The sequence below is a fragment of the Cryptosporangium japonicum genome (assembly GCF_039524755.1).
GTDB classification, from domain to species: Bacteria; Actinomycetota; Actinomycetes; order Mycobacteriales; family Cryptosporangiaceae; genus Cryptosporangium; species Cryptosporangium japonicum.
Genome location: NZ_BAAAGX010000010.1, coordinates 1 through 22,725, shown reverse-complemented (window position 1 = coordinate 22,725; position 22,725 = coordinate 1). Strand labels below are relative to the sequence as shown.

Sequence of the window (22,725 nt, the reverse complement as noted above, 5' to 3'; positions counted from 1 at the left end):
GCGCCGGTCACTCGACGACGACCCGGTCGGTGAGCGGATAGCTGGTGCAGAGCAGGGCGCGGTCCCCGACGACCGGGCCCTCGACCGCGCCGTCGAGCACACGCGCCTCGCAGGTGCGGCAGGTGCCGGCCCGGCAGTCGTACGGCCGGTCGAGCCCGGCGGCCTCGGCCAGCTCGAGCAGCGTCTGCTCCGCCGAGGCGGACCAGACCGTCTCGCGGTCGCCGAAGCGCACGACCGCGTCGGTGCGCCGGCTCGGGCCGGCCGGGGCCGCGGCGGCCGCGACGAAGTCCTCGGCGAAGACCAGGTCCGGGTTGGCGCCGAGCGCGATCAGCCCGGCCCGGACCTCGGTCGTGAACGCGAGCGACCCGCAGACGTAGACGTCGCTCTCGAACCAGGGCACGTCTCCGGCGCCGGGCAGGTAGTTGTCGCGCATCACGTCGACGACCCGCTCGGCGGTCAGCGGCGCGGAGAAGTAGCGCAGGTGCAGGTGTTCGTGGCGCGCGAACAGCGCGTCGAGGTACGCGCCGAACGCGGTCCGTTCCGCGCGGGTGCGGTAGAGCAGCCAGAGCGGCGGGACGAACCCGTTGCGGTCGAGGTGCGCCTGGATCATCGCGATCATCGGCGTGATGCCGATGCCTGACGCGACCAGTACGACCGGCCGGAAGCTGCCGCGGTCGAGGTGGAAACGCCCGGCGGGGGAGCGCAGCTCCACGGTGGACGCGGACGCCAGCGCGGCGCTGCCGGCGCCCCGGTGTTTCACGGTGATCCGGTAGTGGTCGGTGCCGTACCGGGACAGGCTCCAGGTGCGGACCACGTCGCCGATCCGGACCACGACGTGCTGGCCGGCCCGGAACCCGGCGAGCGGCCCGGCGTCGACCGGACGCAGCACGTACGAGTTCACGTCCGGGGACTCCGGCACGACCTCGTCGACCGAGAAGCGCCGCCACCCCCGCCACCCGTCGGTGGCCGAGTCGCGCTCGTGGTTGGCCAGCTTGAGCGTCAACGTGCCCCGGACGCCGTCGCTGAGGTCGGGGCGGGCCAGCGCCCGGTCGATCACGTCCCGGTCGGCCGGGGTGATCGACGGGCCGGAGTCGCAGAGCCGGGCCAGCTCGGCGACGGTCGGGGCGCCGGGGTCCCCGGACACCGGCACGAGCGGGTCGCCGGGCTCCACGACACCGGGCGTGACCACGTCGAGGTAGACGCCCGACCGCCCGGAGAGCCGGAACTCGCGTTGGAACGTCTTCGGCCGGCCGAGCCGCCAGGTCAGCTTCCAGCAGGGGATGCGCGGCCCGGTGACCACGACGACCGCGGTGCCGAGCCGGAACCGGTCGCCGACCCGCAGCGCCGACTGGTCGAGCTCGTCGAGCGTGAGGTTCTCGGCGAACAGGCCGTCCTCGGCGTCGGGGTAGCCCCAGTGGTCGTAGCTGAGCCGGTCGATCGCGTACAGGTGGTTGGTGTGCACCGCGACCTGGTCCCCCTGGGCCCCGGTGGCGGTGACGACCCACGGCGGCGGCACCGGCGACTTCACGTACGCGGTGCGGACGTCCTCGCCGTCGATCCGCTGCGTGCGGACCGCGCCGGCGCAGAACCCGAGGATCTTCACCGCTGGTAGGTGACGTCGCCGCCGACCAGCGTGGCCAGCACGGTGGTCGACCGCAGCGCCTCCTCGGACGCGGAGCGGAGGTCCCCGGCGACGACGGTCAGGTCGGCCACCGCGCCGACCTCCACCGACGCGCGCCCCGCGCAGGCCGCGGTGATCGCCACGTCCAGCGGCAGGGCCTGCTCCGGGTGCCAGGCGGGCCGGCCGTCGTCGCTGCGGTGGACCGCGTCGGCGACGGCCTGCCACGGGTCGAGCGGGCTCACCGGCGCGTCGGAGCCCAGTTCGAGCCGCGCCCCGGCGTCGTGCAGCGTCCGGTAGGCGAAGGCGCGGTCGGTGCGGCCGGCCCAGAGCCGGTCCGCGACGTCCCGGTCGGTGACCGCGTGCTGCGGCTGCACCGACGCGACGACGCCGAGCGACGCGAAGCGCGGCACGTCGGAGAGCGAGACCAGCTGGGCGTGTTCGATCCGCCCGGTACAGCCGATCCGTTCGAACACGTCGAGCACCGACGTGTTGGCCCGGTCGCCGATCGCGTGGATCGCCGGCACCAGCCCCGCCGCCCACGCCTTGCGCATCAACGTTTCCAGCTGGTCGGCGGGCACCAGGCACAGCCCGAACGACTCGTCCGGATACGGGTCGGCGCACCAGGCCGTGCGGGTGTTCAGCGAGCCGTCGCTGACGATCTTGTACGGGCCCACCCGCACCCGGTCCGCGACGACGTCACCGGTGCGCCGCCCCTCGGCGATCGCGGCGTCGAGCCAGGGCGTCCAGATGCCGGCGTGCACCCGCACCGGCGGGGTCGCCCGGCGTCGCCACGCGGCCAGGTTGTCGCTGAACTCCAGGTCGATCAGCCCGGTGAGTCCCAGCGACGGCAGTTCGGCGAGGGCCTCGGCGATCCACCCGTCGACCTCGGCGGCCGGTGTCAGTTCGCTCAGCCGGTGGTTGGCCTCGATCGACTCCGTCTCGCGCAGGACGCCGGTCGGGTGCCCGGCGAGGCCGACGAGCGACAGCCCCGCACTGTTGAACCACGTCGTGTGCAGGTCGATGCTGCGGACGACGACCGGGACGTCGCGCAGGGCGTCGTCCAGGAAACGCTTGTGCGGTGGGTCGGACCAGAGCGCGGGCACGATGTCCCGGCCGCTCAGCCACTGACCGGCCGGGGGCGCCTGGGCGCGCAGCACCCGGGCGGCCTCGGCCGGGCCGGCCACCGCCGAGAGGTCGACGCTGCGCCGGTGACGCACCCACTGCTCGACGTGGACGTGCCCGTCGACCAGCCCGGGCAGCACCGTCGCGTCGCCGAGCGACACGACCTCGGCCGCGTCCAGGCTGCCGGACGGCCCCACCGCGGTCACGGTTCCGTTCTCGATGCGGACGTCGGACGCGCGACCGCCGAGGCCGAGGCGACCTCCGCGCAGCACGACGCTCATCGGGTGCCCCGCATCGCGGCGGCCAGCTCGGGGTTGGCGTGCACATCCATGGGGTCCTCCAGACCGTGGAGCACACCGGCGACGTCCTCGGCCGGTTTGTCCTGGCTCAATTTCCGCTTGGCCTCGACCCGGCTCGGCACCAGCCGGAACCCGGTCACGTACGGCGTGAGTCGCGCGGCGTACCCGGCGACCCGCGCGGTCAGGTGCGGGTCGGGGCGGCCGGACTCGAAGTGGTCCTGGGTGCGGGTCAGCACGTCGAGCGTCCGCTCGGGGTCCAGCGCCGAGGGGCGGCCGTGCAGGTGGGCGACGACGTAGTTCCAGGTGGACACGCTGGGCCCGTGGACGTACCAGCCCGCGCTCACGTACCCGTGCGGCCCGGCCACCACCAGCACGGTGTCGACCAGGCCCAGCCGGTGCTGCTCGGCGTCGGAGGCGGAGAGGTGGCCCAGCAGGGTCAGCCGGTCGGCGGTGTGGTCGACGACGACCGGCAGGTGCGAGACGACGAGGCCGTCGCTGATCATCGTGACCCACGGGTGGGCCTCGACGAGACGCGCCAGCTCGGCGTCGTCCGCGGGCCACGCGTAGTCGGCGCGCGTGTGCATGCCGACGACGTTAGGCGCCGGGGTCCGCGGGCCCACTGTCGTCAGGCACCGATCACCCCGGCCCGTCTTGTCGCCGTCGACAGGCGGTGCGTAGCTGCAGCCAGGTCACCAGCGTCTCGTCGCCGCCACCGAGCTCGACGCCGAACCGCTCGGTGAGGCGGCGCACCCGGTAGCGGGCGGTGTTCTCGTGGACGTTGAGCGCCTGCGCGGTGGCGGTGACGTTGCCGAACGTACCCAGGTAGGTGAGCAGCGTCGCCGCGTAGTCGGTGCCCTGGGTGGCGTCGTGCTCGAGCACGCGGCGGACCGGCGCGAGCCGCAGGGCCTCGTCGTCGTCGGGCAGCGCGGTGAGCACGAGCTCGCTGCGCACGTCGTCGAGGACCGCCACCGGACGCCCGGCCCGCAGGACCCGCTCCGCGAGCTGCCGGGACCGGCGGGCCTGGTCCAATCCGGACACCTCCGGGCCGAAGCCGACACGCAGCTCGATCCCGGCCGAGCGGCGGGCCGCGGTCGCCAGGTCCGCGCCGAGTTTGCGCAGCCGGGCCGCGGACGCCGGGCCGGGCAGCAGCAGCACGAGGTCGCCGCCGTCGAGCACGGAGGCGGCCCCGGAGTGCCAGTACTCGCCGTGCAGCGCGACCAGGTCGGCGACGCGCGCGGCGTGCAGGCCCGGCTGGGTGACCGGCCGGACGACGCCGACCACCACGCTCGCGGCCACCGGGAGGGCCAGCGCGGCCGCCGCGGCCGGGGCGTCCAGGGTGTCGGCGAGCAGGCCGCGCAGTGCCTCTCCGCGCCGGGTGCGGTCGGGGTCGTGCGAGCCGCGACGGCGCAGCAGGTGCATCGCCGTCGTGCGGGCCGCGTCGATCAGCACCCGGTCGGCGTCCTCGACGAGCTGCGGACGGTCGCACAGCACCCAGATGACGCCGAGCACCTGGTGACCGGCGCGGACGGCGACCGCGAGCCGGTCGGCGTAGTCGGGGTGCGAGCTCTCGAAGAACACCGGGCCGGGCGCGGTGAGCACGGCCTGGTACTCCACGGCGTTGGTGGGCCGGTCGGGGGTCTGGCGGCCGAGGATGGCCAGCCGCCGGATCGGGTCGATGTCCTGCCCGGGCAGGTTGGAGTAGGCCATGATGCGGCCCGAGGTCTCCTCGATCGTCACCGGCCCGCCGAGCGACGCCGCGATGGCGTTGGCCAGGCTGAACAGGTCGCCGCTGGGCTCGTTCACGGTCGAGCCGGGGAGGCTCGCCGCGGTGATCAGCGCGTCGAGGTGGCGCCAGGCCATCTCGTCGGGCGTGCACAGCAGGGTCAGGCCGGACTCGTCGGGAACCTCCTGCTTCCAGGCTTTGAGCACGACCGTGTGACCGCCGGCGGCGGCGATCCGGCGCAGCGCCTCGGCCTGCCCGGCGCGGGCCCCGGTGACGAACACGATGCTGTCGCCGACGTCGGCCAGCGGCTCGCCGGGGCCGTAGATCAGCGGCTCGCCGATCGGTTCGTCGAGGCGGTTCCCGGCCACCAGGCGCAGCGCGTGCGGGCCGAGCGCGCCGAGGAGCTCGCGCAGCGTGCCCGGGCGCGGCCGCGGGTTCGCCGGGGGCAGGATCGTCGTCGATCTGGCGACGACGTCTCCCGGTTCCATGAGGTCACCCTACATGCATGCCTTGTCATTCATATGAAGCGATGGTAATACTTGGGGCGTGGACGGGTTCACGGTCATCGCCGAGCCGACGCGGCGCGCCATCGTCGATCGTCTCCGGATCGCCGAGAGCGACGTCGGGGCGCTGGTCGGCGCGCTGGAGCTGTCCCAGTCGCTGGTCTCCAAGCACCTGCGGGTGCTGCGTGACGCCGGCGTCGTCGAGGCCCAGATCGTCGGCCGGCGCCGGGTGTACCGCCTCGCGGCGGACCCGCTGCCCGACGTGGTCGCGTGGGTGCGGCCGTACCTGCGGACGTGGACCTCGAGCTTTGATCGCCTGGACCGAGCCCTGGAGGACGAAGATGCCCCGTGACGAGGACGTCGCCGCCGCCGTGCACGCCCCGATCGACGCGGCGCTGGAACGCGACGGCGAGCGCTGGACGCTGGTGCTGCGACGGCAGTTCCGGCACGACGCGAAGCGGCTCTGGGAGATGCTCGTGGACCCGGCGCGCCTGGCGACGTGGTCGCCGATCGTGCCCGACCGGCCGCTGACGTCGGTGGGCCCGGCGACCTGCCGGGAGAACCCCGGCGACGAGCCGAACGACGCCGAGGTGCTGCTCGTCGACCCGCCGCACCTGCTCGTGCACCGCTGGGGCACCGACCTGCTGCGGTGGACGGTCACGCCCGCCGACGACGGGGCGGTCCTCGAGCTGCGGCAGACCTTCGACGACCGCTCGAGCGCGCCGATGACCGCGGCGGGCTGGCAGGTGTGCCTGGGCGTGCTCGCGGCCGGGGACGGCACCGGCCGCGAGCGGGCCACCGGCCGCCAGGCCCGCGACTACGACTGGGACGACCTGCGCGAGCGCTACGCCGCCGCCTGGCGGTGACGCGCCGGTACGCGCCCGGCTCAGCTCGGGGCGCGCCACCGGCGGGCGCGGCCCCGGCGGACGACGACACCGGCGAAGGCCGCCAGCGCCGCCGCCGCGAGACCGGTCCCGGCCACCGCCACCGCGATCAGGCCCGCCGTGTGGTCGGTCACCGGCGGCCGGTCGGGTGCCACCGCGACCGTCGTCACCGCGTCGCTCGTCCGGCCGGCCGAGGCCGGTAGCTCGTCCCCGACCGCGGCCGCCGGGTTCACCACCCCGTAGCCCAGCGCGGCACGCTGCGCGGTCGGGGCGGCGGTCAGCCGCAGCCGCTCGGTCACGTCGGCCACGGTGAGGTCGGGCCGGTACGAGCGCACCAGCGCCACGGTGCCGGCCACGAACGCGGCCGCGACCGCGGTGCCGTCGGTGACGTAGTGACCGGGGCCCTTCGGGGCCGCGCCGAGCACGCCGACGCCGGGCGCGGCCAGGTCCACGTCGTCGCTGAACGCCGAGAACGTGGCGACCTCACCGGTCAGCTGCATCGCCGCGACGCCGATCACCCCGTCGTAGGCCGACGGGTAGGACTCGGCGAGCCGGGAGTCGCTGCCCCGCACCGTCCCCACGCCGCTGACCACGACGACGTTCGCCCGCACGGCGGCCCGCACGGCGTCGGCCAGGTCCGCGCTCGGGCCGGTGGAGACGGCTCCCAGCAGCACCACGCCGGCGCCGCCGGAGACCGCCGCGCGGATCCCGTCGGCCAGCTCGTCCGGGGGCGCCACCGGCGGCCCGGACGCGTACGCGCCGGTCGCGACCTCCACGTTGAGGATGGTGGCGGCGGGGGCGACGCCGCTGAACGCGGCCTCGCCGACCGGGCGACCGGCCACCAGGCTGGCGAGGAACGTCCCGTGGCCGGAGCAGTCGGTCGCGCTCTGCTTCACCGCACCGCCGGACAACGACGACGGCGTGCCGACGCCACCGTCCACCACGGCCACCGTGACCCCCCGCCCGTCGGTCAGCTCCCAGGCCCGCTCCGGCTGCAGCCACGTCTGCGCCCACGGCACGTCGGTCACGGTGTCCGGGGAACCGGGCACGCAGTCGTTCCCGGTGACCGACGGGAGCTCCTCGGCCGCCGACGCCGCCGCCGGGGTCGCGCCGAGGAGCACGAGCACCGCGGCGGCGACGGCCACGGACCGCCTCACACCGCCACCATCGGCTCGTGCACCGGCACCATCGCCGTCTGCAGCAGCACGCCACCGCGCCGGTTGACCAGCAGCGCGCGCCCGGGCGGCAACTGGCGCGGCCGGGCGCCGTTGAGCAGCGGCAGCTCGGTCGGCGGGCAGGACAGCGCCAGGTCCGGGGTGTTGGCCTCCTGCAGACGACGCACGACCGGGTCGATCGAGAGCCGCGACGAACCCGCCGCGGCGCGGGCCAGCACCACGTGCAGACCGATGTCGGACGCCTGCGGCAGCAGGTCCACCAGCGACTGCAACGGCCCGTTCGACCCGCTGGAGAGCAGGTCGTAGTCGTCGGCCAGGATCCACAGGTCCGCACCGGACCACCAGTCGCGCCGCCGCAGCCGCTCCGGCGAGATGTCCGAGCCGGGGACCCGGGGACGGACGGTGGCGGCGGCGCGGGTGCCCTCCTCGGCCGCGGCGGCCGCCGACACCGCGTACCCGACGCGGTACTCGGCCGGGATGCTGTCGAACAACCCGCGGCGGGAGTCGAGCACCAGCACCCGGGCCTCGGCCGGGGTGTACCGGTCGATCAGCGCACGGGCGATCAGCCGCAGCGCGTTGGTCTTCCCGGACTCGGTGTCACCCAGGATCGTCAGGTGGGGCAGCTCGCCGAAGTCGTGCCAGACCGGCTGGAGGTCGGTCTCGCCCAGGCCCAGCGGGATCCGCAGCGACCCGTTGCGGCCCGGCGTCGCCCGGGGCATCGCCCGCACGTCGACGACGGCCGGGAGCATGCGCACCGGCGGGGCCTTCGGGCCGTCCCAGCTGTCGGCGATGTCGAACGCGAGCGCCCGGGTGGCGTCGGCCAGCTCCTCCACCGTGCTCTCGCCGTCGATGCGCGGCACCGCGGCCAGGTAGTGCAGCTTCTCCTTGTTCAGACCGCGCCCGGGGATCTGCGGGACGGTCTTGGCCGCACGCATGTCGATCATCGAGTCGATCGCGTCGCCGAGTTTGAGCTCGAGCTTGGTGCCGAGCTGGTCACGCAGGCCGGAGTAGATCTCCGACCAGCGGTTGGCCGCGATGACCACGTGCACGCCGTAGGCGAGGCCCCGGGCCGCGATCTGCCGGATCTGCGGATCGATCTCCTCGAAGTCCTGCCGGAGCATCCCCCAGCCGTCCACCACCAGGAACACGTCGCCGAACGGGTCGTCGGCGAACTCGCCGCGGGCCCGGCGCCTGCGGTAGTCGGGCATGCCCTCGATCGCGTGCTGGGCGAACCGCTCCTCGCGCTCCTGCAGGATCGACTTCACCTCGGCGATCGTCCGGCTGACCCGCTCCGGGTCCATCCGCCCGGACACCCCGCCGACGTGCGGGAGCTCGGTGAGCGTCGAGAGCGAGCCGCCGCCGAAGTCCAGGCAGTAGAACTGCACCTCGCGCGGGGTGTGGGTGAGCGCGAGCGCGCAGATCAGCGTCCGCAGCAGCGTGCTCTTGCCCGACTGGGTGCCACCGCCGATGCCGACGTGCCCACCGGGTCCGGACAGGTCCACCATCATCAGGTCACGGAGCTGGTCGAACGGCTTGTCGACGACGCCGACGGGCACGATCAGGCGACCGCGGGCCGGCCAGTCGGCGGGGCTGAGCCCGAACCGGTCGTCGGGCATCAGCGCCGGCAGGATCTGGTCCAGGGTGGCCGGCGCCTCCAGCGGCGGCAGCCACACCCGGTGCGCCGGCGGGCCCTGGCCGATCAGGCGGGAGACCGCGACCGCGAGGATGCTGTCGGCGTGCTCGTCGGCCGGCGCCACCGCCTCGGGCGCCGCCACCTGGGGCACCTCGGCGGTCGGGATCGGCGCCGCGCTGTACGCGACGACCTGCCGGCTGATCTCCTCCTGCTGCTGCTCGACGGTGCGCGGCCGGTAGACGCCGGAGACGTACGCGGCCTTGAACCGGATCAGCGAGGTGACGTCGGCACGCAGGTACCCGTTGCCGGGCGCGGTCGGCAGCTCGTACGCGTCCGGCACCCCGATCACCGAGCGCGACTCCATCGCCGAGAACGTCCGCAGACCGATCCGGTACGACAGGTGGCTCTCCAGGCGGTGCATCCGGCCCTCGTCCAGGCGCTGCGAGGCCAGCAGCAGGTGGACGCCGAGCGAGCGGCCGAGCCGGCCGATCATGATGAACAGCTCGGCGAAGTCCGGGTGGGTGGCCAGCAGCTCGCTGAACTCGTCGACGACGACGAACAGCGACGGCAGCGGATCCAGCGGGACGCCGGACAGGCGCGCCTTCTCGTAGTCCAGCAGCGAGCTGTAGTTGCCCGCGCGGCGCAGCAGCTCCTGACGGCGGGTCATCTCGCCCTGCAGCGCGTCCTGCATGCGCGTGACCAGCGACGCCTCGTCGGCCAGGTTCGTGATCACCGCGGACGTGTGCGGCAACCGGTCGAGGCCGAGGAACGTCGCGCCGCCCTTGAAGTCGACGAGCACCAGGTTGAGGATCTCCGACGAGTGCGTCATCGCCAGCGCGAGCACCAGCGTGCGCAGCAGCTCGGACTTGCCCGACCCGGTGGCGCCGATCAGCAGGCCGTGCGGGCCCATGCCGCCCTGCGCGGACTCCTTGATGTCCAGCTCGATGCGGCGGCCGTCCTCGGCGATGCCGATCGGCACCCGCAGCCGGTCCGGGCCCAGGCCGCTCAGCCAGGTGCGCCGGGGCTGGAACGTCCCGACGTCGGCGACGTTGAGCAGCGTGCCGAGGTCGAAGTTGCTGACCATCGGCTCGACGATCTCGGTGGTGACGCCGAGGCGGTACGGGGCCATCAGCCGGGCCAGCGCGGACGCCTTCGGGACGCTCAGCGCGTCGGGCTTGCCCAGCGACTGGCGGATCTCGGTGCCGACCCGGTCGAAGCGCACCGCCTGCACCTCGCCCGGCGTCACGTCCAGCCGCAGCGCGGTCCGGCTCGGCCCGATCGGCAGCGCCCCGGACAGGTCGACCACGACCGCGTTCTGGAAACCGGCCCCGGCCAGCCGGGACTCGCGCGGCACCGGGACACCGTCGACGACGATCACGACGTACGGCTCGTCGCGGGTGGGCGCCGCGCCGGCCTCGTACCGCGGGCGGGCGCTGAGCTCCTCCCCGAGCCGCGACAGCAGCAGGTCCGGGTCGTCGGCGACCAGCCGGGCCGAACCGGCGGCGTCCTGGACGGTCGGGTCCTGGGAGTGCGGCAGCCACTTCACCCAGTCCCAGTCGTCCAGCGAGGACGCGCAGACGGCGATGCGCAGCTCCTCGGGGGAGTGGAACGTGGCCATCTGGGCCAGCAGGGCCCGGGCGAGGTCGCGGGTGACCTTCTCGTCGCCGCGCAGCAGCACCTGGGCGAAACCGCGCAGCGACAACGCGACCGGCTGGTCGTTGATCGTCGTGTAGGCCTTGATGAACCGGCGCAGCGCCCGCGCCGAGAGCGGCTCGAGGTCCTCCACCGGCTTGGTCTGCAGTGGAGTGATCGTGACCGCGAGCTTCTGCGGCCCCACCCCGAACCGCACCTCGGCGAAGTCCTGGTGGGCCGGGCGGCGCTCCCAGAGCCGTCCGCTCATCGTCACCGACCACAGCGACGCCGGGTCGGGGTGGTTCCACGCCAGCGCGGCCCGCTGGGCCAGCGCGAACTCACGCACCTTGACCCGGGTCTGGCCGAGGTAACGCAGGTAGTCGCGCCGGTCGCCGCGCAGCTTGGCCTTCTGGTCGCCGTTGCCGTTCTGCCCCTGCATGAACATCATCGCGACCATGCCGACGCCCATCAGCCCCATCGCGCCGTACATGATCGGGCTGCCGCCGCGCCCGCTGTAGGCCAGCATCAGCATGACCGAGCCGAGCGTCATCGGCAGGTACATGACCATCCGGCCCATGCTGCGGGGCTGCTTCTCCGGGAGGACCGGCGGCTCCTGCAGGGTCAGTTCCCCGCCGGGCATCTCGGGCGGCTGCTGGCGCGGCTGCCGGCGGTAGAGCGTCGTGCTCACGTGCGGTCCCCTCCGGGGTCGTAACGACCGGACGCACCCACACGGATTCCGGGCCCAAAAGGATCACAGCAACTCGTACGAATTCTTGTGAACCTTTTCGGCGACTCGTCCGTGTGGAACCCATGTCAGGCTCTGCCGGTGCGCTCACCGGTGAAATGTGCAGGCTGACCGTCGTCGGTCCGGACACCCAGATCGAGCTGGCGGTACCCGTCCACATCGCACTCGTCGACCTGTTGCCGACGGTCCTCGGGCACCTGGACGCGAACCTGGCCGTCTCCGGCCTCGCCCACGGCGGGTGGGTGCTGCAGCGCCTCGGCGAAGAGCCGCTCGACGAGGACCTCGGCACCGCCGCGCTCGGCCTGCGCGACGGCGACATCCTCTGCCTGCGCCCCCGCGACGACGCACTGGCCCCGGTCGACTTCGACGACCTGGTGGACGGCGTCGCCGTCGGCATCCGGGACCGCACCGAACGCTGGCGCCCGGAACACACCCGGCGCATGCTGCTCGCGCTGATCCTCCCGACCCTGGCCGCCGGACTGTTCGCGCTGGTCCTCCCCGGTCCGGAGCTGATCCGCGCGATCGTCGCCGGCGCCACCGCGCTGGTCCTCATCGGTGGTGTCGCGGCGGCGGCGCGGGCGGCCGGTGACGCCCAGGTCGCGCGCCTGCTCGGGATCGGCGCCGTCGCGTACGGCGGGCTGGGCGGCCTGCTGCTGCCCGCGATCGCCGACGGGTCCCTCGTCGGCCCGGCCCAGACGCTCGCCGCGGCGACGACCGTCGTGCTGGTCGCGCTGCTCACCGCGGTGGCCGGCGGGGTCTCCCGGCCGGCGTTCGTCGCGACCGCGGTCGCCGGCGGCCTGGTCGGGCTCGGTGCCGGTGCGGCGCTCCTGCTCCCGTCCGGCGGAGCGGGTGGCGCCGCGGTCACCCTGGTGCTCGCGCTGCTGCTCGGAGCGTTCGTGCCGCGGATCGCGTTCCGCGGCTCGGGGATGAAGATGCCCGAGCTGCCCCGCACCACCGAGGAGTTCCAGGAGGGCCTGGACCCGGAGCCGGCCCGCGAGGTGATCGAGAAGACGATCCGGGCCGACCGCATCATGACCGCGCTCTACTCGGCGATCGGGGCGGTCTGCGCCGCCGCGCTGGTCACGCTGCTGCTCGACGGCGTCGGCTGGTACCCGTGGGCGCTCGTCCCGGTGGCCGCGGTGCTGTTGCTGCTGCACACGCGGGTGCTGCGCTCGGCGCGGCAGCGCCTGGCCGGCGCGCTCGCCGGGTCGTCCGGCCTGCTCGCGCTCGCGGTGGCCGTCGTGGCCGGCAGCGGCGAGCTGGGCCGGCTCGTCGCTCCGGGGGTGGCCGCGGTGCTGGGAACGCTCGTCGTGGTCGCGGCGATCACGGTGCCGGGCCGACGGTTCGCCCCGCAGTGGGGCCGCGCGGGCGAGATCCTTCACACGCTCTTGGCCGTGTCCGTGGTCCCGCTGGCGTTCGGCCTGCTCGGCGTCTACACCTACCTCCGCGGTCTCGGCGGCTGACCGTGACCATGCACTCCCGCAGCGACCAGGTCCAGGCGCACCGGTTCATGTCGAACCGGCTGGTGTCCGCGCTGGTGATGGCCGAGCCGGACGCCGCCGAACCGCCGCTGCGCCGCACCTCCGTCGGGCTCTCGATCGGCATCGCCCTCGCGGTCCTGCTCGCGCTCGGGTTCGCCGCGTTCGGGTTCGTCGCGAACTCCGGCAAGGCGCAGAAGTGGCGCTCCGGTGGCGCGCTCGTGCTGGAGAAGGAGACCGGGACCCGGTACCTGCTGGCCGACGGCGAGCTGCGCCCGGTGCTCAACGAGGCGTCGGCGCGGCTCCTGCTCGGCGCGGACTACCAGGTCGAGTCGGTGCGCAAGAAGACGCTCGCGGACTACCTGCACGGGCTGCCGGTCGGCATCGTCGGCGCACCGGACGCGCTGCCGTCCGCGTCGTCGCTGGACGCGAACGTGTGGATGGTGTGCGGCGCCGGCGACATGGTGACGCTGCGCCTGGGCGCCGGCGCCGACCTGGGGTCCGACGTGACCCCGGTGGCCGCCGACCGCGGCGTGCTGGTGCGCGTCGGCGACGAGGACCACCTCCTCTGGCGGGACCGCCACTACGTGCTGGGCGCCCCCTGGGTGGCCGGCGCGCTCGGGTTCGACCGCGACGCCGCGGTGCCGGTCAGCTCCTCGCTGCTGAACACGCTGCGTGCCGGCCCCGCGCTGACCAGCGCACCGGTACCCGGCCGGGGCTCGGCCGGCCCCGAGCTCGACGGGCGCGCGACCGTCATCGGGCAGCTGTTCGTCGTGCACACCCCGGGTGGCGCCGACCGCTTCTACCAGGTGCGCCGCGACGGCCTGCGTGCCGTCACCGAGACCGAGGCCGCGCTGGTGCTCGGTGACCCGGCCACCCGCGGCGCCTATCCGGACGGTCCGCCGACGGCCGTGGTGCTGACCGCGGCCGCGCTCGCCGACGCGAAGAAGGCGAAGGTGTCGGCCGAGTCGTCGATGTACCCGCCGAAGCCGCCGACCGTGACGAACGAGTCGATGCCCTGCGTCGGGGTCGCGCTGGGCTCCGGCTCCACCGAGGCCGCCGCCGTGCTGGTCGCGACGTCGCAGCTGGACGGGCGGATCATCCCCGAGGCGCCCGGCGTCACCCGGGACGGGCGGGTGGCCGACCGGATCGGGGCGATGCCCGGCAGCGGCGCGCTGGTCCGCCCCAGCCCCGGCGGCGCCGCGCTCGGCGTCTCGTTCTTCCTGGTCACCGAAGCCGGCGTGAAGTACCCGGTGGCCGATGCCGACACCGTCTCCGCACTGGGTTACGACCCGGCCGCGGCGACCGGTGTGCAACCGGCCCTGCTGGCACTGCTGCCGACGGGACCGGTTCTGCGTCCGCTGACGAACGGGGGTGGATGACGACCGGCGCCCGCCGGTCCGCAGTGTTCGGCATTTCCCCACGGATCCGAGGAGTGAACGATGACGCAGCCGAGTTTCAAGCTCGACCCGGCCCACCTGGCCAAGGTCATCGACGCCCAGCAGACGGCGTACAGCAAGATCACCGCGGCCAGCACCGGCGTCCAGGCCGACGCGGACATCGTCCGCCAGGGCCTCCAGTCGACCTCCGGTCAGAACCTCCAGACCGGCTTCCTGGACTGGACCAGCAACTTCCAGAACATCATCCGGGCCCTCGAGGAGCTGAAGGAGAAGGTGACCGGCGTGCGCACGACCGGTGAGAGCACCGACACCGACGCCACCAGCACCGCGCGGGTGCCGGTCAGCGGCTACAGCATCTGAGGAACAGGACCACACACCATGGCAGAGTTCAACGTTCTCTACGGCCCGGCGCGTGAGGCGTACGAGTCGCTGAAGTCGCGGTTCACGACCCTGTCGAACGCGCTGGACGACCTCAACGCGGTCCTGGCCACCGTCGACGCCGAGGTCGAAGGTAAGGCGAAGCCGCTCTGGCAGGACCAGCAGGCGACGTGGAACGGCCAGTACGTCGAGATGGCGACCGACCTGAACGTCGGTGCGGCCACCGTCAACCAGGTCACCGACATCTACGACGACGGCGACCTCACGGCCGCGCGCATCTTCAACTGATCCGTCCGATCCGCCGGTGACCGGGCCGCGGCCCGGTCACCGGCGCGTCCGAGAGGAGCAACGACGTGGCTGAACCACAGGTCGCGTTCAAGGCCGCCGACTACGACGCGTTGATCAAGTTCTACGACAACACGTCCGACGCCGTCGTCAAGGACCTGATGCACGACCAGACGAACTCGCCGCGGCTCGACGACTCGATCGTCTTCAAGCCCGGCTCGTCGAGCTGGGACCTGGCGCAGTCGGCGACCACCAAGCTGAAGGCGCTGGCCACCGGGTTCAACGCGCAGTACAAGACGCTGGAGTCGCGCTACGGCGACTTCGCGGTGCAGTTGACCGGTGCCCGTGACGTCTTCGACGACACCGACAACCTCGCGAACTACTCGGCTCAGGACTTCGTCACGAACTACCTGGGCGAGGCCAACGTGATCGGTCGCCCGGAGAAGAAGAAGTAGGACGGTCCGTGCGGGACCGTAGCCGCCGCCCGATCCGGGTCCGGGGCGCGAGGACGAGCGTCGAGGAGTGACAATGCCCGAGTCGGGCGGCAGCTACGGAGATTTGTCGACCGCGAAAGCCGAGCAGGTCTTCGCGGCGTTGACCGGTGGGGCCGAGAACAACGCGCGCACCATGGTGAAGGGCGCGGAGTGGATCAGCTTCGCCGGCGGCAAGACCGACACCGACCCCGGTGAGACTTTCGGCTACTACAAGTTCGCCGGCACCTGGTTCTACGTGCTCAAACCGGACCCCAAGGGGGTGCGCGACCAGCTCGGCACCGAAGTCACGAAGATGTTCGACTCGGTCAACGCGATCTCCGGCGGAGACTGGATCAGCGGAAGCGTCGACACCAAGTCGCTGAGCAGGGCCAAAGCGGCCTTCGACTACCTCACGGTCTGGATGGGGTGGGAGCACCTGGTTTTCCAGGCCAAGCACAAGACGCTGACGTCGACGAACAAGGACTTCAAAGGCAAGGCGGCGTACGTCATCGGCGGCCTGGTCGGGCAGGACGCCGCGTACCTCAAGGACCTGTACGACCAGCTGACCACCGCCCCGACCCCGTCGACGCTGCTGTTCAACCTGCGCAACGCGATCATCGGCTACCAGAACGCGATGGCCGCGGCGCTGACCGGGTTCTACGCCGACGCGAACCACGACCCGATGGTGCTGGCGACGAGCGCGCGCAACACGGCCTACGACTACCTGCAGAAGAACGGCCTGATCGCCCCGATGGGCACGTCGCCGAGCGGGGACAAGAACTGGTCGGACGAGGAGGTCGAGCAGAAGCTCGCCGCGTTCACCGCCACGATGAGCGGGGGACTCACCGGCACCCGGACGTTCACCGGGAACCTGATGACCCCCGGGCCGTGGCAGCAGATGAACCAGTGGGTCAGCGACGAGTGGACCAAGGTCTGGGAGAAGTACTTCGACTCCGAGGCCGTCCGCACCTCGATCACCAACCTCAACACCGCGTTCACGAACTTCAACGGGCAGGTCATGACCCTGCTCGAGCCGACGAAGCCGGCGCCGGTGCCCTACACCGCGCCGACGCCCAAGGGCCCCGAGGGCGGCAACACCGGCAACGACGACTGGTGGAAGAAGTACCTGGAGAAGAACCCGCCGGGCGGCCCGCCTCCGGGTGGCGGCCCGAACCCGGGCGACGGCAACGCCGGCGGAAACGGTCCCAACACCCCGGACTGGCTGAAGAACCTCTTCGGTGACGGCAACGGCAACGGCAACGGTTCCGGGAACGGCAACGGCACCGGCGGCCCGGGGAACGGGAGCATCGGCGGCGGCAACGGCGGGCCGGAGACCGTGTTCGCCACCGGTGGCCCGAACGACGGGACCGGCGGCGGCAACGGCAACGGCCCGGAGAACCTGTTCGCCACCGGTGGTCCGGGCGACGGGACCGGCGGCGGCAACGGCAACGGTCCGGAGAACCTGTTTGAGACCCCGAACCCGGGCGACGGCAACGCGGGAACCGGCAACGGGACCGGGCCCGCCTTCATCCCGCCGGTCACCAGCGGGGTCGGCATCGGCAACTCCGCGACGACCAGCACGAAGAACCCGGACGGCAGCACGACGCTCTCCGACGGCACCGTCATCGACGGCGACGGCGAGATCCACCGGCCGGACGGTACGACGATCGACGACGGCACGGTCACGCTCCCGGACGGCTCGCTGGTGCCCACCGAGAGCACGACGACGCTGCCGGACGGTACGACGATCGACCCGGACGGCACCACGACGCTGCCGGACGGCACGACGATCGACGCCGACGGCAACATCACCTACCCCGACGGCACCACCGACGACGGCGCGGCCGGCCAGGACCAGACGCTGTCGACGTTCGGCGCGGCCGACGACGGCACGTTCGGGGCCGCCGACGACACGACGTTCGCGGCCGCGGACGCCGGGCCGATCCCGGGCGACGGGACGGTCGGTCCCGGCGACGGCGAGGCGTTCGCCGGGCCGGACACCACGACCTTCGGTGACGGCGCCACCGTCGACGACGACGGCACGACGCTCGCCGACGGGACCCGGATCGAGGACGACGGCACGACGCGCTTCCCGGACGGCACCGAGGTCAGCGGCGACGGCGAGGTGACCCTCTCCGACGGCACGAGGATCGACGACGGGACGATCACCTACCCCGACGGGTCGGTCGGCGAGGTCGGCCCGGACGGCGTCACGCTTCCCGACGGCACCGTGGTCGGCGGCGACGGCTCGGTCACGCTCCCGGACGGCAGCGTGGTGGCCCCGGACGGCACGACGACGCTCCCGGACGGCACGGTGGTCGACGGCGACGGGGGCGCGACGCTCCCGGACGGGACGACCGTGGACGGCGACGGCACGGTGACCCTGCCCGACGGCACCGAGATCCCGCTCGGCGGCGGGAACGCGTCCGGCGGCGGCGGTCCCGCGGGCGCCGGTGGGCCCGGCGCGGGCAGCGTCGGCGGGGGTGGGCCCGGCGTGTCCGGCTCCGGAACCGGTGCGCCGGTCTCCGTCGGCATGCCCGCCGGCGCCGGTGCGGCCGGCGCCGGTACCCCGCTGAGCGCGACCCCGGCCAGCGCCGGTGGCGCGCCGTTCTTCCCCCCGATGATGGGCGGAATGGGCGGTATGGGCGGCGGCCTGAACGGCAACAGCGGCCGGGAGCGGGAGCGCCAGACGTGGCTGTCGGAGGACGAGAAGGTGTGGGGGACCGACCCCAAGGTCGGCCCGTCGGTCATCGGCCGGGTGGACGACGAGGACGACTTCGCCGACTTCGGCGGCGCCGGCACCTCCGGTGACGCGGACACGCCGCTGGTCGGCCCGGTCCGGCGCCGGGACACCCGCACGGTGGGCGGGAACGCGGGCGGCAACTGAGGCCCACCCGGTGCGACCGGTCGCACCGGGTGGCGAACATCGACCGACGGAGGAACGCGAATGACCAACCCACTCCGGTACGACGCCGAGAACGCGCTCGCGGAGCTGCGCGCGCAGCAGGCCAAGATCAAGGCGGCCGGCCACGCGCTGGCCACCGCGGAGACCAGCGCGTCCTCGAAGGACAAGATGATCGAGGCGACGGTCAACGCGCAGGGCCGGCTAATCGGGCTCAAGTTCCGCGGCGACCGCTACCGCGACCTGGCGCCGGGTGAGCTGGCGAACAAGATCGTCGAGGTCGTCGGCCAGGCGCAGACCGACGCGTCCAAAGCCGCCACCGCGGCCTTCGCCGGTCTGCTGCCCGGCATCATGCCCGACCTGAGCGCCGACGGTGGCTTCGACTTCGACGCGATGTTCGACGACGCGGTCGAGAAGGCGAAGCAGCCCATGTTCCCCGGTGACGACGGACTCGTCCCCGGCCAGGAGAACGGAGAGAAGCGTGGCTGACTCAGGGAGCTTCGGGGCCGACCCGGAGGAGTTGCGGAAAGCCGGCGTCGACATCACGAAGCTGGCCGGCATCAACGAGCGGATCCAGCACGACCTCGTCACGACGTTGAACACCTACCAGGCGCGCGCCCTCGGCACGGGCGGCGAGATCACCGAGTCGCTGATGGCCAACTACGTGCCGGGCGCGAAGGCCGGGGTGCAGTTCCTCGGCCAGGTCGCGACGCTGCTCGAGTCGCACGGCCTGCTCACCGGCGACGTGGGCAACGTGACCGGCGGCGCGGACGACGACGCGACCACGACGTCGCACGTCGGCAAGCGTTAGCCTGACCCACCGTGCCGCACCCGAGCTCCGCGGAGTGAACCGATGACGAACCCCCCGGCGGTCCGGACGGACGGTCCGGACGCCGGGCCGGTCGACCCGGCGGGAGCCCTCTCCGACCGGGACCGGCTGCACACGCTGCTGCTCGGTCTGGCCGGGCGGGTGCCCGACGACGGGCTGGCGCTGATGCGTACGTTCCTGGCCGACGACGACGAAGCCGAGCTCGCGGTGCTGCTGAGCGGCGCGGTCGAGTCCGGCGCGCTCCCGCTGCTCGCCGGCGAGGAACGGACGATCCGCGAGTTCCTGACCTACCACGGCTTCGGCATGAGCCCCCGGGAGACGCACGCGCTGCTCCCGCCGCCGGGGGTGCGGTTCGCCCCGTCCGCCGCTCGGGGCGACGACGATCTGATCGACGAGGGCCTGCCCGAGCGCGTCGCCCAGGAGGTCGGCGACCGGCTCGTGGGGCTGCGCTCGGCCTGGCGCGCCTGGCGCACGCTCCCCGCGGCGCAGTCCACGGAACCGGCGCCGGACGCTCCCACCGGGACGCCGAACCCGTTCAGCGGTGAGGTCTCGGTGGCCGATCCGCGTCGTCCGGCGCGGGTGTTCCTGTTCGAGGCCGATGGTGACGCCGACCTGGTGGAGCTCACCGCGGAGATCCAGCAGTGGCTGGCCGAGATCGGCGAGGAGCCGCCCCGGGTGGAGGTGTTCGGCCCCGGCACCGAGCTGTCGGCGTACCACGAGGCAGCGCTCTCCGGCGGGGCGCTGCTCTGGTCGGCCGAGCCGGTCGCCGACCCGCGGCTGGCCCGGGTGTTCGACGGGGCCGACCCGGGGACCGGGCCGTACTTCCACCCCGATCACCCGCGCACCGACGACGCCGACCGCGAGCGCCTGCTGGCGTACCTCACCGCGGCGGACGCGGTGCTGGCCACGCCGGGCACGATGGACGACGTCGTGGACGCCGGCCGCGGCGCGGTCGTGCCGCTGACGTTCCGCTCCGACGGCGTCTGGATCTGGCCCGACGCCGTCGCCTACTACGTGCGCGAGCACGGGCTCGCGCCGGAGCCGGACCTGGCCGCGCACATCCGGTCGGCGGACGGCCCGCCGGCCCCGCTGAGCCGGCTGAGCAGGCTCCGCGTGATGGCCGTCCTCATCGGACCGCAGCCGGCCGCGTCGTCGTGATCAAGTTGAGACGAATCGAACGCGTCGATTCGCGGTGACCGATTGTGCGTACGCGAGGATGACGGCGTTGCCGGGCTGTTCCGTCCGTAGCGGCGCGAACAGTAACGATCGCGTGAATCGCGATTAATCTTCGGGTTGTTACCGGAAAGTGTCGTTGCGCCTCGTAATGATCATCCTGAGGCCCTCCCGTCACTCTTGTGACTTGTGTTGACAGATGTTTTGGTATGACTCCAGTCTGGACACTGTCCTGATTTACCGATCGGCGGGCGAGTTGTGCCGAACTCTGCCTCTTCGCCGTTCGTTCAGAGGGAGCGGTCCATGAGGGAAAGCGCATCTCCGCGTCGTGATCCGGACGGCGACGAGGAACTCATCCGGTTCCTCTGCGCCGAGCACGGGAGAGCGCTCATGGGCTACGCGACGCTGCTGCTCGGCGACCGCGCCCTGGCCGAGGACGTCGTCCAGGAGACGCTCGTGCAGGCGTGGCGCAACCCCGAGATCGTGGTCAACGGCAAGGGGTCGGTGCGCGGCTGGCTGCTCACGGTCGCGCGCAACGTCATCATCGACCAGGCGCGGGCGAAAGCGGCCCGGCCCGTCGAGGCCGCCGACGTCGCGCACCGCCCACCGGTGGCCAGGGACCACGCCGACGTCATCGTCGACTCGGTCGTCGTGGCGGACGCGCTCGAGCGGCTCGCCCGCGAACACCGCGACGTGCTCGTCAACGTATACATCAACGGGGCGACGCTGAAGCAGACCGCCGAGATGCTCGGCGTTCCGCTCGGCACCGTGAAGTCGCGGTTGCACTACGGCCAGCGCGCACTCCGCGCGGCGTTCGCCGACCCGGTCGGCGCCTAGCTTTCCCCTGGTTCTCCCGCCGACGAGAGAAGTGTCTCCGTGTCCAGCACCGACCACGCCCTGGTCCTCCGCGCCGGCGAACAGATGGCCGAACGGGCCGTCTGTTCACCCGACGGCGTCTACGTCCTCGTCCAGCAGCACGACGGCAACCTGGTGATCTACCGGACCGTCGACGACGAGGCGGTGTGGGCCTCCGGCACGATGTTCCAGGACTCGCCCGACCTGGACCTCGTGACCGACACCGAGGCCCGGCCCGGTGTCCTGCGGCTGCGGAACGACGGCGAGCTCGAGGTGATCGACGCCGACGGCGAGCAGGAGTGGAGCGCGGACGCGCGCGGCCGCCGCCTGGTGCTGGAGAACAGCGGCCAGGCCGTGCTGCTCACCGACGAGGGGGAGCGGGCCTGGGAGACGCCGGAGCCGGACTCCTACGACGACGAGGACTCCTACGACGAGGACTCCTACGACGAGGACTCCTACGACGAGGACTCCGACGACGAGGAGGACGACGACGAGGACCGGGAGCCCGGTCTCGGGCCGTGGTCGGCGGTGCCGGACGGACGGCGGCTGCGACGCGGCCAGGTGCTGCGCTGGCAGACCCTCACCTCGGACAACGGGCGGTACACCCTGGTCTCCACCCGGGAGGGCTTCGTGTACCTGAGGCAGGTCGGCGGCCCGGTGCTCTGGATCCACTACCTGGGTCAGCTGCGCGGCCTGCAGCTGACCACTGACGGCCTCCTCCGGGACCGGAACGTGGAGGACGAGTGCCGGCCCGTGCGGTTCCTCGGTGTCCCCGAGGACCTGCGCGCCGCCGAACTGTCCGTGGCCGACGACGGGCGGATCCGCCTCACCGACGAGTCCGGGACCGTCGTCTGGGCCAGCGCCCGACCCGAGGAGCTCGGCCCCTACCCGAGCCTGCCGCGGCCACGGGCGTCGATCGACCTGACCGGCATCCAGGACTTCGACGTGCTGGTGGTCAAGACCGCGTTCGGCTCCGAGGACGACTGGAACCGCCTGGCCGACCAGGTACGCCGGTCCGAGTTCGACGACGAGAACACGCTGTTCGTGATCGACGCGCCGGTCTGGGCCGGCGCCGGGCCGAACGAGGTCGTCTCCGCCCTGCTGGACCACGGAGGCGACCTGCCCGACGTCGTGTTCCTCTACGACGAGGAGTCGGTGGCGAACCGGAAGACCCTGCTGGCGGTGGACCTGGGCGCGGCCACGGACCCGGACGACGAGGAAGACCCGGACGAGGAGATCCCGCGGTTCCGGATCGAGCCCGACCGGGCCGGCCCGATGGCGGTCAACCTGGGGCTGGGCAACATGGACTTCGACGACTGGCGCGACTAGCGGATCGTCGGTTCCCGGTGGGGCCACTTCGGTGGCCCCACTGTCGTGTCCGGAGGGTGAACCCCCGGTGTACGGGTCGTGGAGAAACATGAGCGAACCCGTGAACCTTTTTGGACTCCCGTCCGTGTGGGCGGGAGTGTCCAGCGCCGGGCGCCCGAGGAAGCAGTAACTGGAGTCGCCGTCCGGCGTAGCACACGCCGACCGAGAGGAGGTGTGTGCCGTGGGAATGCAGGTCTCTCCCGAGATCGCGAAGCTCTTTCAGGTGTTGACCGGTGAAGAGTGGCCG

The 22,725-nt window shown here is 73.0% G+C and carries 19 protein-coding genes; 13 read left to right on the top strand and 6 right to left on the bottom strand.

From position 1 onward, the window contains the following. Window positions 1-7 precede the first annotated feature (7 nt). The 4 genes from ABD437_RS13040 to ABD437_RS13025 are packed head-to-tail and all read right to left on the bottom strand — an operon-like array spanning window position 8 to window position 5,253. Complete coding sequence (locus tag ABD437_RS13040) at window positions 8-1,603, bottom strand: MOSC domain-containing protein (protein WP_344649055.1); 1,596 nt, start codon at window positions 1,601-1,603, stop codon at window positions 8-10. After that, window positions 1,600-3,024 carry an amidohydrolase gene (locus tag ABD437_RS13035; protein ID WP_344649054.1) on the bottom strand — a complete coding sequence of 475 codons (1,425 nt, stop codon included), beginning with the start codon at window positions 3,022-3,024 and terminating at the stop codon, window positions 1,600-1,602. The genes ABD437_RS13040 and ABD437_RS13035 overlap by 4 nt, the downstream gene beginning before the upstream one ends. After that, entirely contained in the window at window positions 3,021-3,626 is a 606-nt protein-coding gene (locus ABD437_RS13030; protein WP_344649053.1) for an FMN-binding negative transcriptional regulator, read from the bottom strand. Before ABD437_RS13030 ends, ABD437_RS13035 begins: the two co-directional genes overlap by 4 nt. Window positions 3,627-3,678: 52 nt before the next feature. Then, the gene (locus ABD437_RS13025; RefSeq protein WP_344649052.1) at window positions 3,679-5,253 is read right to left on the bottom strand and encodes a PucR family transcriptional regulator; all 1,575 of its coding nucleotides are present in this window, start codon (window positions 5,251-5,253) and stop codon (window positions 3,679-3,681) included. A gap of 58 nt (window positions 5,254-5,311) precedes the next feature. On the opposite strand from ABD437_RS13025, the gene ABD437_RS13020 reads away from it, so the two are divergent. Together ABD437_RS13020 and ABD437_RS13015 are read left to right on the top strand one after the other, a co-directional pair. Then, window positions 5,312-5,620 carry an ArsR/SmtB family transcription factor gene (locus tag ABD437_RS13020; RefSeq protein ID WP_344649051.1) on the top strand — a complete coding sequence of 103 codons (309 nt, stop codon included), beginning with the start codon at window positions 5,312-5,314 and terminating at the stop codon, window positions 5,618-5,620. Next, a complete protein-coding gene (locus ABD437_RS13015) occupies window positions 5,610-6,134 on the top strand; it encodes an SRPBCC domain-containing protein (RefSeq protein WP_344649050.1) in 525 nt (174 codons plus the stop codon). The genes ABD437_RS13020 and ABD437_RS13015 overlap by 11 nt, the downstream gene beginning before the upstream one ends. Window positions 6,135-6,154: 20 nt before the next feature. On the opposite strand, the gene ABD437_RS13010 is transcribed toward ABD437_RS13015, so the two are convergent. Both ABD437_RS13010 and eccCa read right to left on the bottom strand, forming a co-directional pair. Continuing rightward, window positions 6,155-7,309 carry a S8 family serine peptidase gene (locus tag ABD437_RS13010; protein WP_344649049.1) on the bottom strand — a complete coding sequence of 385 codons (1,155 nt, stop codon included), beginning with the start codon at window positions 7,307-7,309 and terminating at the stop codon, window positions 6,155-6,157. Next, a complete protein-coding gene (eccCa, locus tag ABD437_RS13005; protein ID WP_344649048.1) occupies window positions 7,306-11,280 on the bottom strand; it encodes a type VII secretion protein EccCa in 3,975 nt (1,324 codons plus the stop codon). Before eccCa ends, ABD437_RS13010 begins: the two co-directional genes overlap by 4 nt. A 122-nt stretch (window positions 11,281-11,402) precedes the next feature. Here eccCa and eccD point away from each other — a divergent pair, with 122 nt between their 5' ends. The 11 genes from eccD (at window position 11,403) to ABD437_RS12950 (ending at window position 22,439) form a co-directional block, all read left to right on the top strand. After that, window positions 11,403-12,800, top strand: coding sequence for a type VII secretion integral membrane protein EccD (gene eccD, locus ABD437_RS13000; RefSeq protein ID WP_344649047.1), 1,398 nt, complete (start codon window positions 11,403-11,405; stop codon window positions 12,798-12,800). Window positions 12,801-12,808: 8 nt separating this feature from the next. Then, window positions 12,809-14,197: a type VII secretion protein EccB gene (eccB, locus tag ABD437_RS12995; protein ID WP_344649453.1), complete on the top strand. Its 1,389-nt coding sequence runs from the start codon at window positions 12,809-12,811 to the stop codon at window positions 14,195-14,197. Window positions 14,198-14,257: 60 nt separating this feature from the next. Next, window positions 14,258-14,575, top strand: a complete 318-nt coding sequence (locus tag ABD437_RS12990; RefSeq protein WP_344649046.1) for a WXG100 family type VII secretion target — start codon at window positions 14,258-14,260, stop codon at window positions 14,573-14,575. A gap of 18 nt (window positions 14,576-14,593) precedes the next feature. Next, entirely contained in the window at window positions 14,594-14,881 is a 288-nt protein-coding gene (locus ABD437_RS12985) for a WXG100 family type VII secretion target (RefSeq protein WP_344649045.1), read from the top strand. Between the two features lie 65 nt (window positions 14,882-14,946). Continuing rightward, a complete protein-coding gene (locus ABD437_RS12980; protein WP_344649044.1) occupies window positions 14,947-15,333 on the top strand; it encodes a hypothetical protein in 387 nt (128 codons plus the stop codon). A 73-nt stretch (window positions 15,334-15,406) separates the two neighbouring features. Further along, a complete protein-coding gene (locus tag ABD437_RS12975; protein WP_344649043.1) occupies window positions 15,407-18,238 on the top strand; it encodes a hypothetical protein in 2,832 nt (943 codons plus the stop codon). A 60-nt stretch (window positions 18,239-18,298) separates the two neighbouring features. Beyond that, window positions 18,299-18,742 (top strand): YbaB/EbfC family nucleoid-associated protein, encoded by a 444-nt coding sequence (locus ABD437_RS12970; protein ID WP_344649042.1) that lies wholly within the window; start codon window positions 18,299-18,301, stop codon window positions 18,740-18,742. After that, window positions 18,735-19,064 carry a hypothetical protein gene (locus ABD437_RS12965; protein ID WP_344649041.1) on the top strand — a complete coding sequence of 110 codons (330 nt, stop codon included), beginning with the start codon at window positions 18,735-18,737 and terminating at the stop codon, window positions 19,062-19,064. Before ABD437_RS12970 ends, ABD437_RS12965 begins: the two co-directional genes overlap by 8 nt. A gap of 42 nt (window positions 19,065-19,106) precedes the next feature. Then, the gene (locus tag ABD437_RS12960; protein ID WP_344649040.1) at window positions 19,107-20,240 is read left to right on the top strand and encodes a hypothetical protein; all 1,134 of its coding nucleotides are present in this window, start codon (window positions 19,107-19,109) and stop codon (window positions 20,238-20,240) included. A gap of 318 nt (window positions 20,241-20,558) precedes the next feature. Further along, on the top strand, window positions 20,559-21,092 hold the full coding sequence (locus ABD437_RS12955; RefSeq protein WP_344649039.1) for a sigma-70 family RNA polymerase sigma factor: 534 nt from the start codon (window positions 20,559-20,561) through the stop codon (window positions 21,090-21,092). Window positions 21,093-21,131: 39 nt separating this feature from the next. Next, on the top strand, window positions 21,132-22,439 hold the full coding sequence (locus ABD437_RS12950) for a DUF6924 domain-containing protein (RefSeq protein WP_344649038.1): 1,308 nt from the start codon (window positions 21,132-21,134) through the stop codon (window positions 22,437-22,439). Window positions 22,440-22,725 lie beyond the last annotated feature (286 nt).

Excerpts from the sequence above, each read along its gene's own strand:
- ABD437_RS13015 (WP_344649050.1), top strand. The coding sequence starts at position 5,610 with ATGCCCCGTGACGAGGACGTCGCCGCCGCCGTGCACGCCCCGATCGAC.
- eccD (WP_344649047.1), top strand. The coding sequence starts at position 11,403 with ATGTCAGGCTCTGCCGGTGCGCTCACCGGTGAAATGTGCAGGCTGACC.
- ABD437_RS12955 (WP_344649039.1), top strand. The coding sequence starts at position 20,559 with ATGAGGGAAAGCGCATCTCCGCGTCGTGATCCGGACGGCGACGAGGAA.
- eccB (WP_344649453.1), top strand. The coding sequence starts at position 12,809 with ATGCACTCCCGCAGCGACCAGGTCCAGGCGCACCGGTTCATGTCGAAC.
- ABD437_RS12970 (WP_344649042.1), top strand. The coding sequence starts at position 18,299 with ATGACCAACCCACTCCGGTACGACGCCGAGAACGCGCTCGCGGAGCTG.
- ABD437_RS12985 (WP_344649045.1), top strand. The coding sequence starts at position 14,594 with ATGGCAGAGTTCAACGTTCTCTACGGCCCGGCGCGTGAGGCGTACGAG.
- ABD437_RS12975 (WP_344649043.1), top strand. The coding sequence starts at position 15,407 with ATGCCCGAGTCGGGCGGCAGCTACGGAGATTTGTCGACCGCGAAAGCC.
- ABD437_RS13030 (WP_344649053.1), bottom strand. The coding sequence starts at position 3,626 with ATGCACACGCGCGCCGACTACGCGTGGCCCGCGGACGACGCCGAGCTG.
- ABD437_RS13025 (WP_344649052.1), bottom strand. The coding sequence starts at position 5,253 with ATGGAACCGGGAGACGTCGTCGCCAGATCGACGACGATCCTGCCCCCG.
- ABD437_RS12990 (WP_344649046.1), top strand. The coding sequence starts at position 14,258 with ATGACGCAGCCGAGTTTCAAGCTCGACCCGGCCCACCTGGCCAAGGTC.
- ABD437_RS13035 (WP_344649054.1), bottom strand. The coding sequence starts at position 3,024 with ATGAGCGTCGTGCTGCGCGGAGGTCGCCTCGGCCTCGGCGGTCGCGCG.
- ABD437_RS12960 (WP_344649040.1), top strand. The coding sequence starts at position 19,107 with ATGACGAACCCCCCGGCGGTCCGGACGGACGGTCCGGACGCCGGGCCG.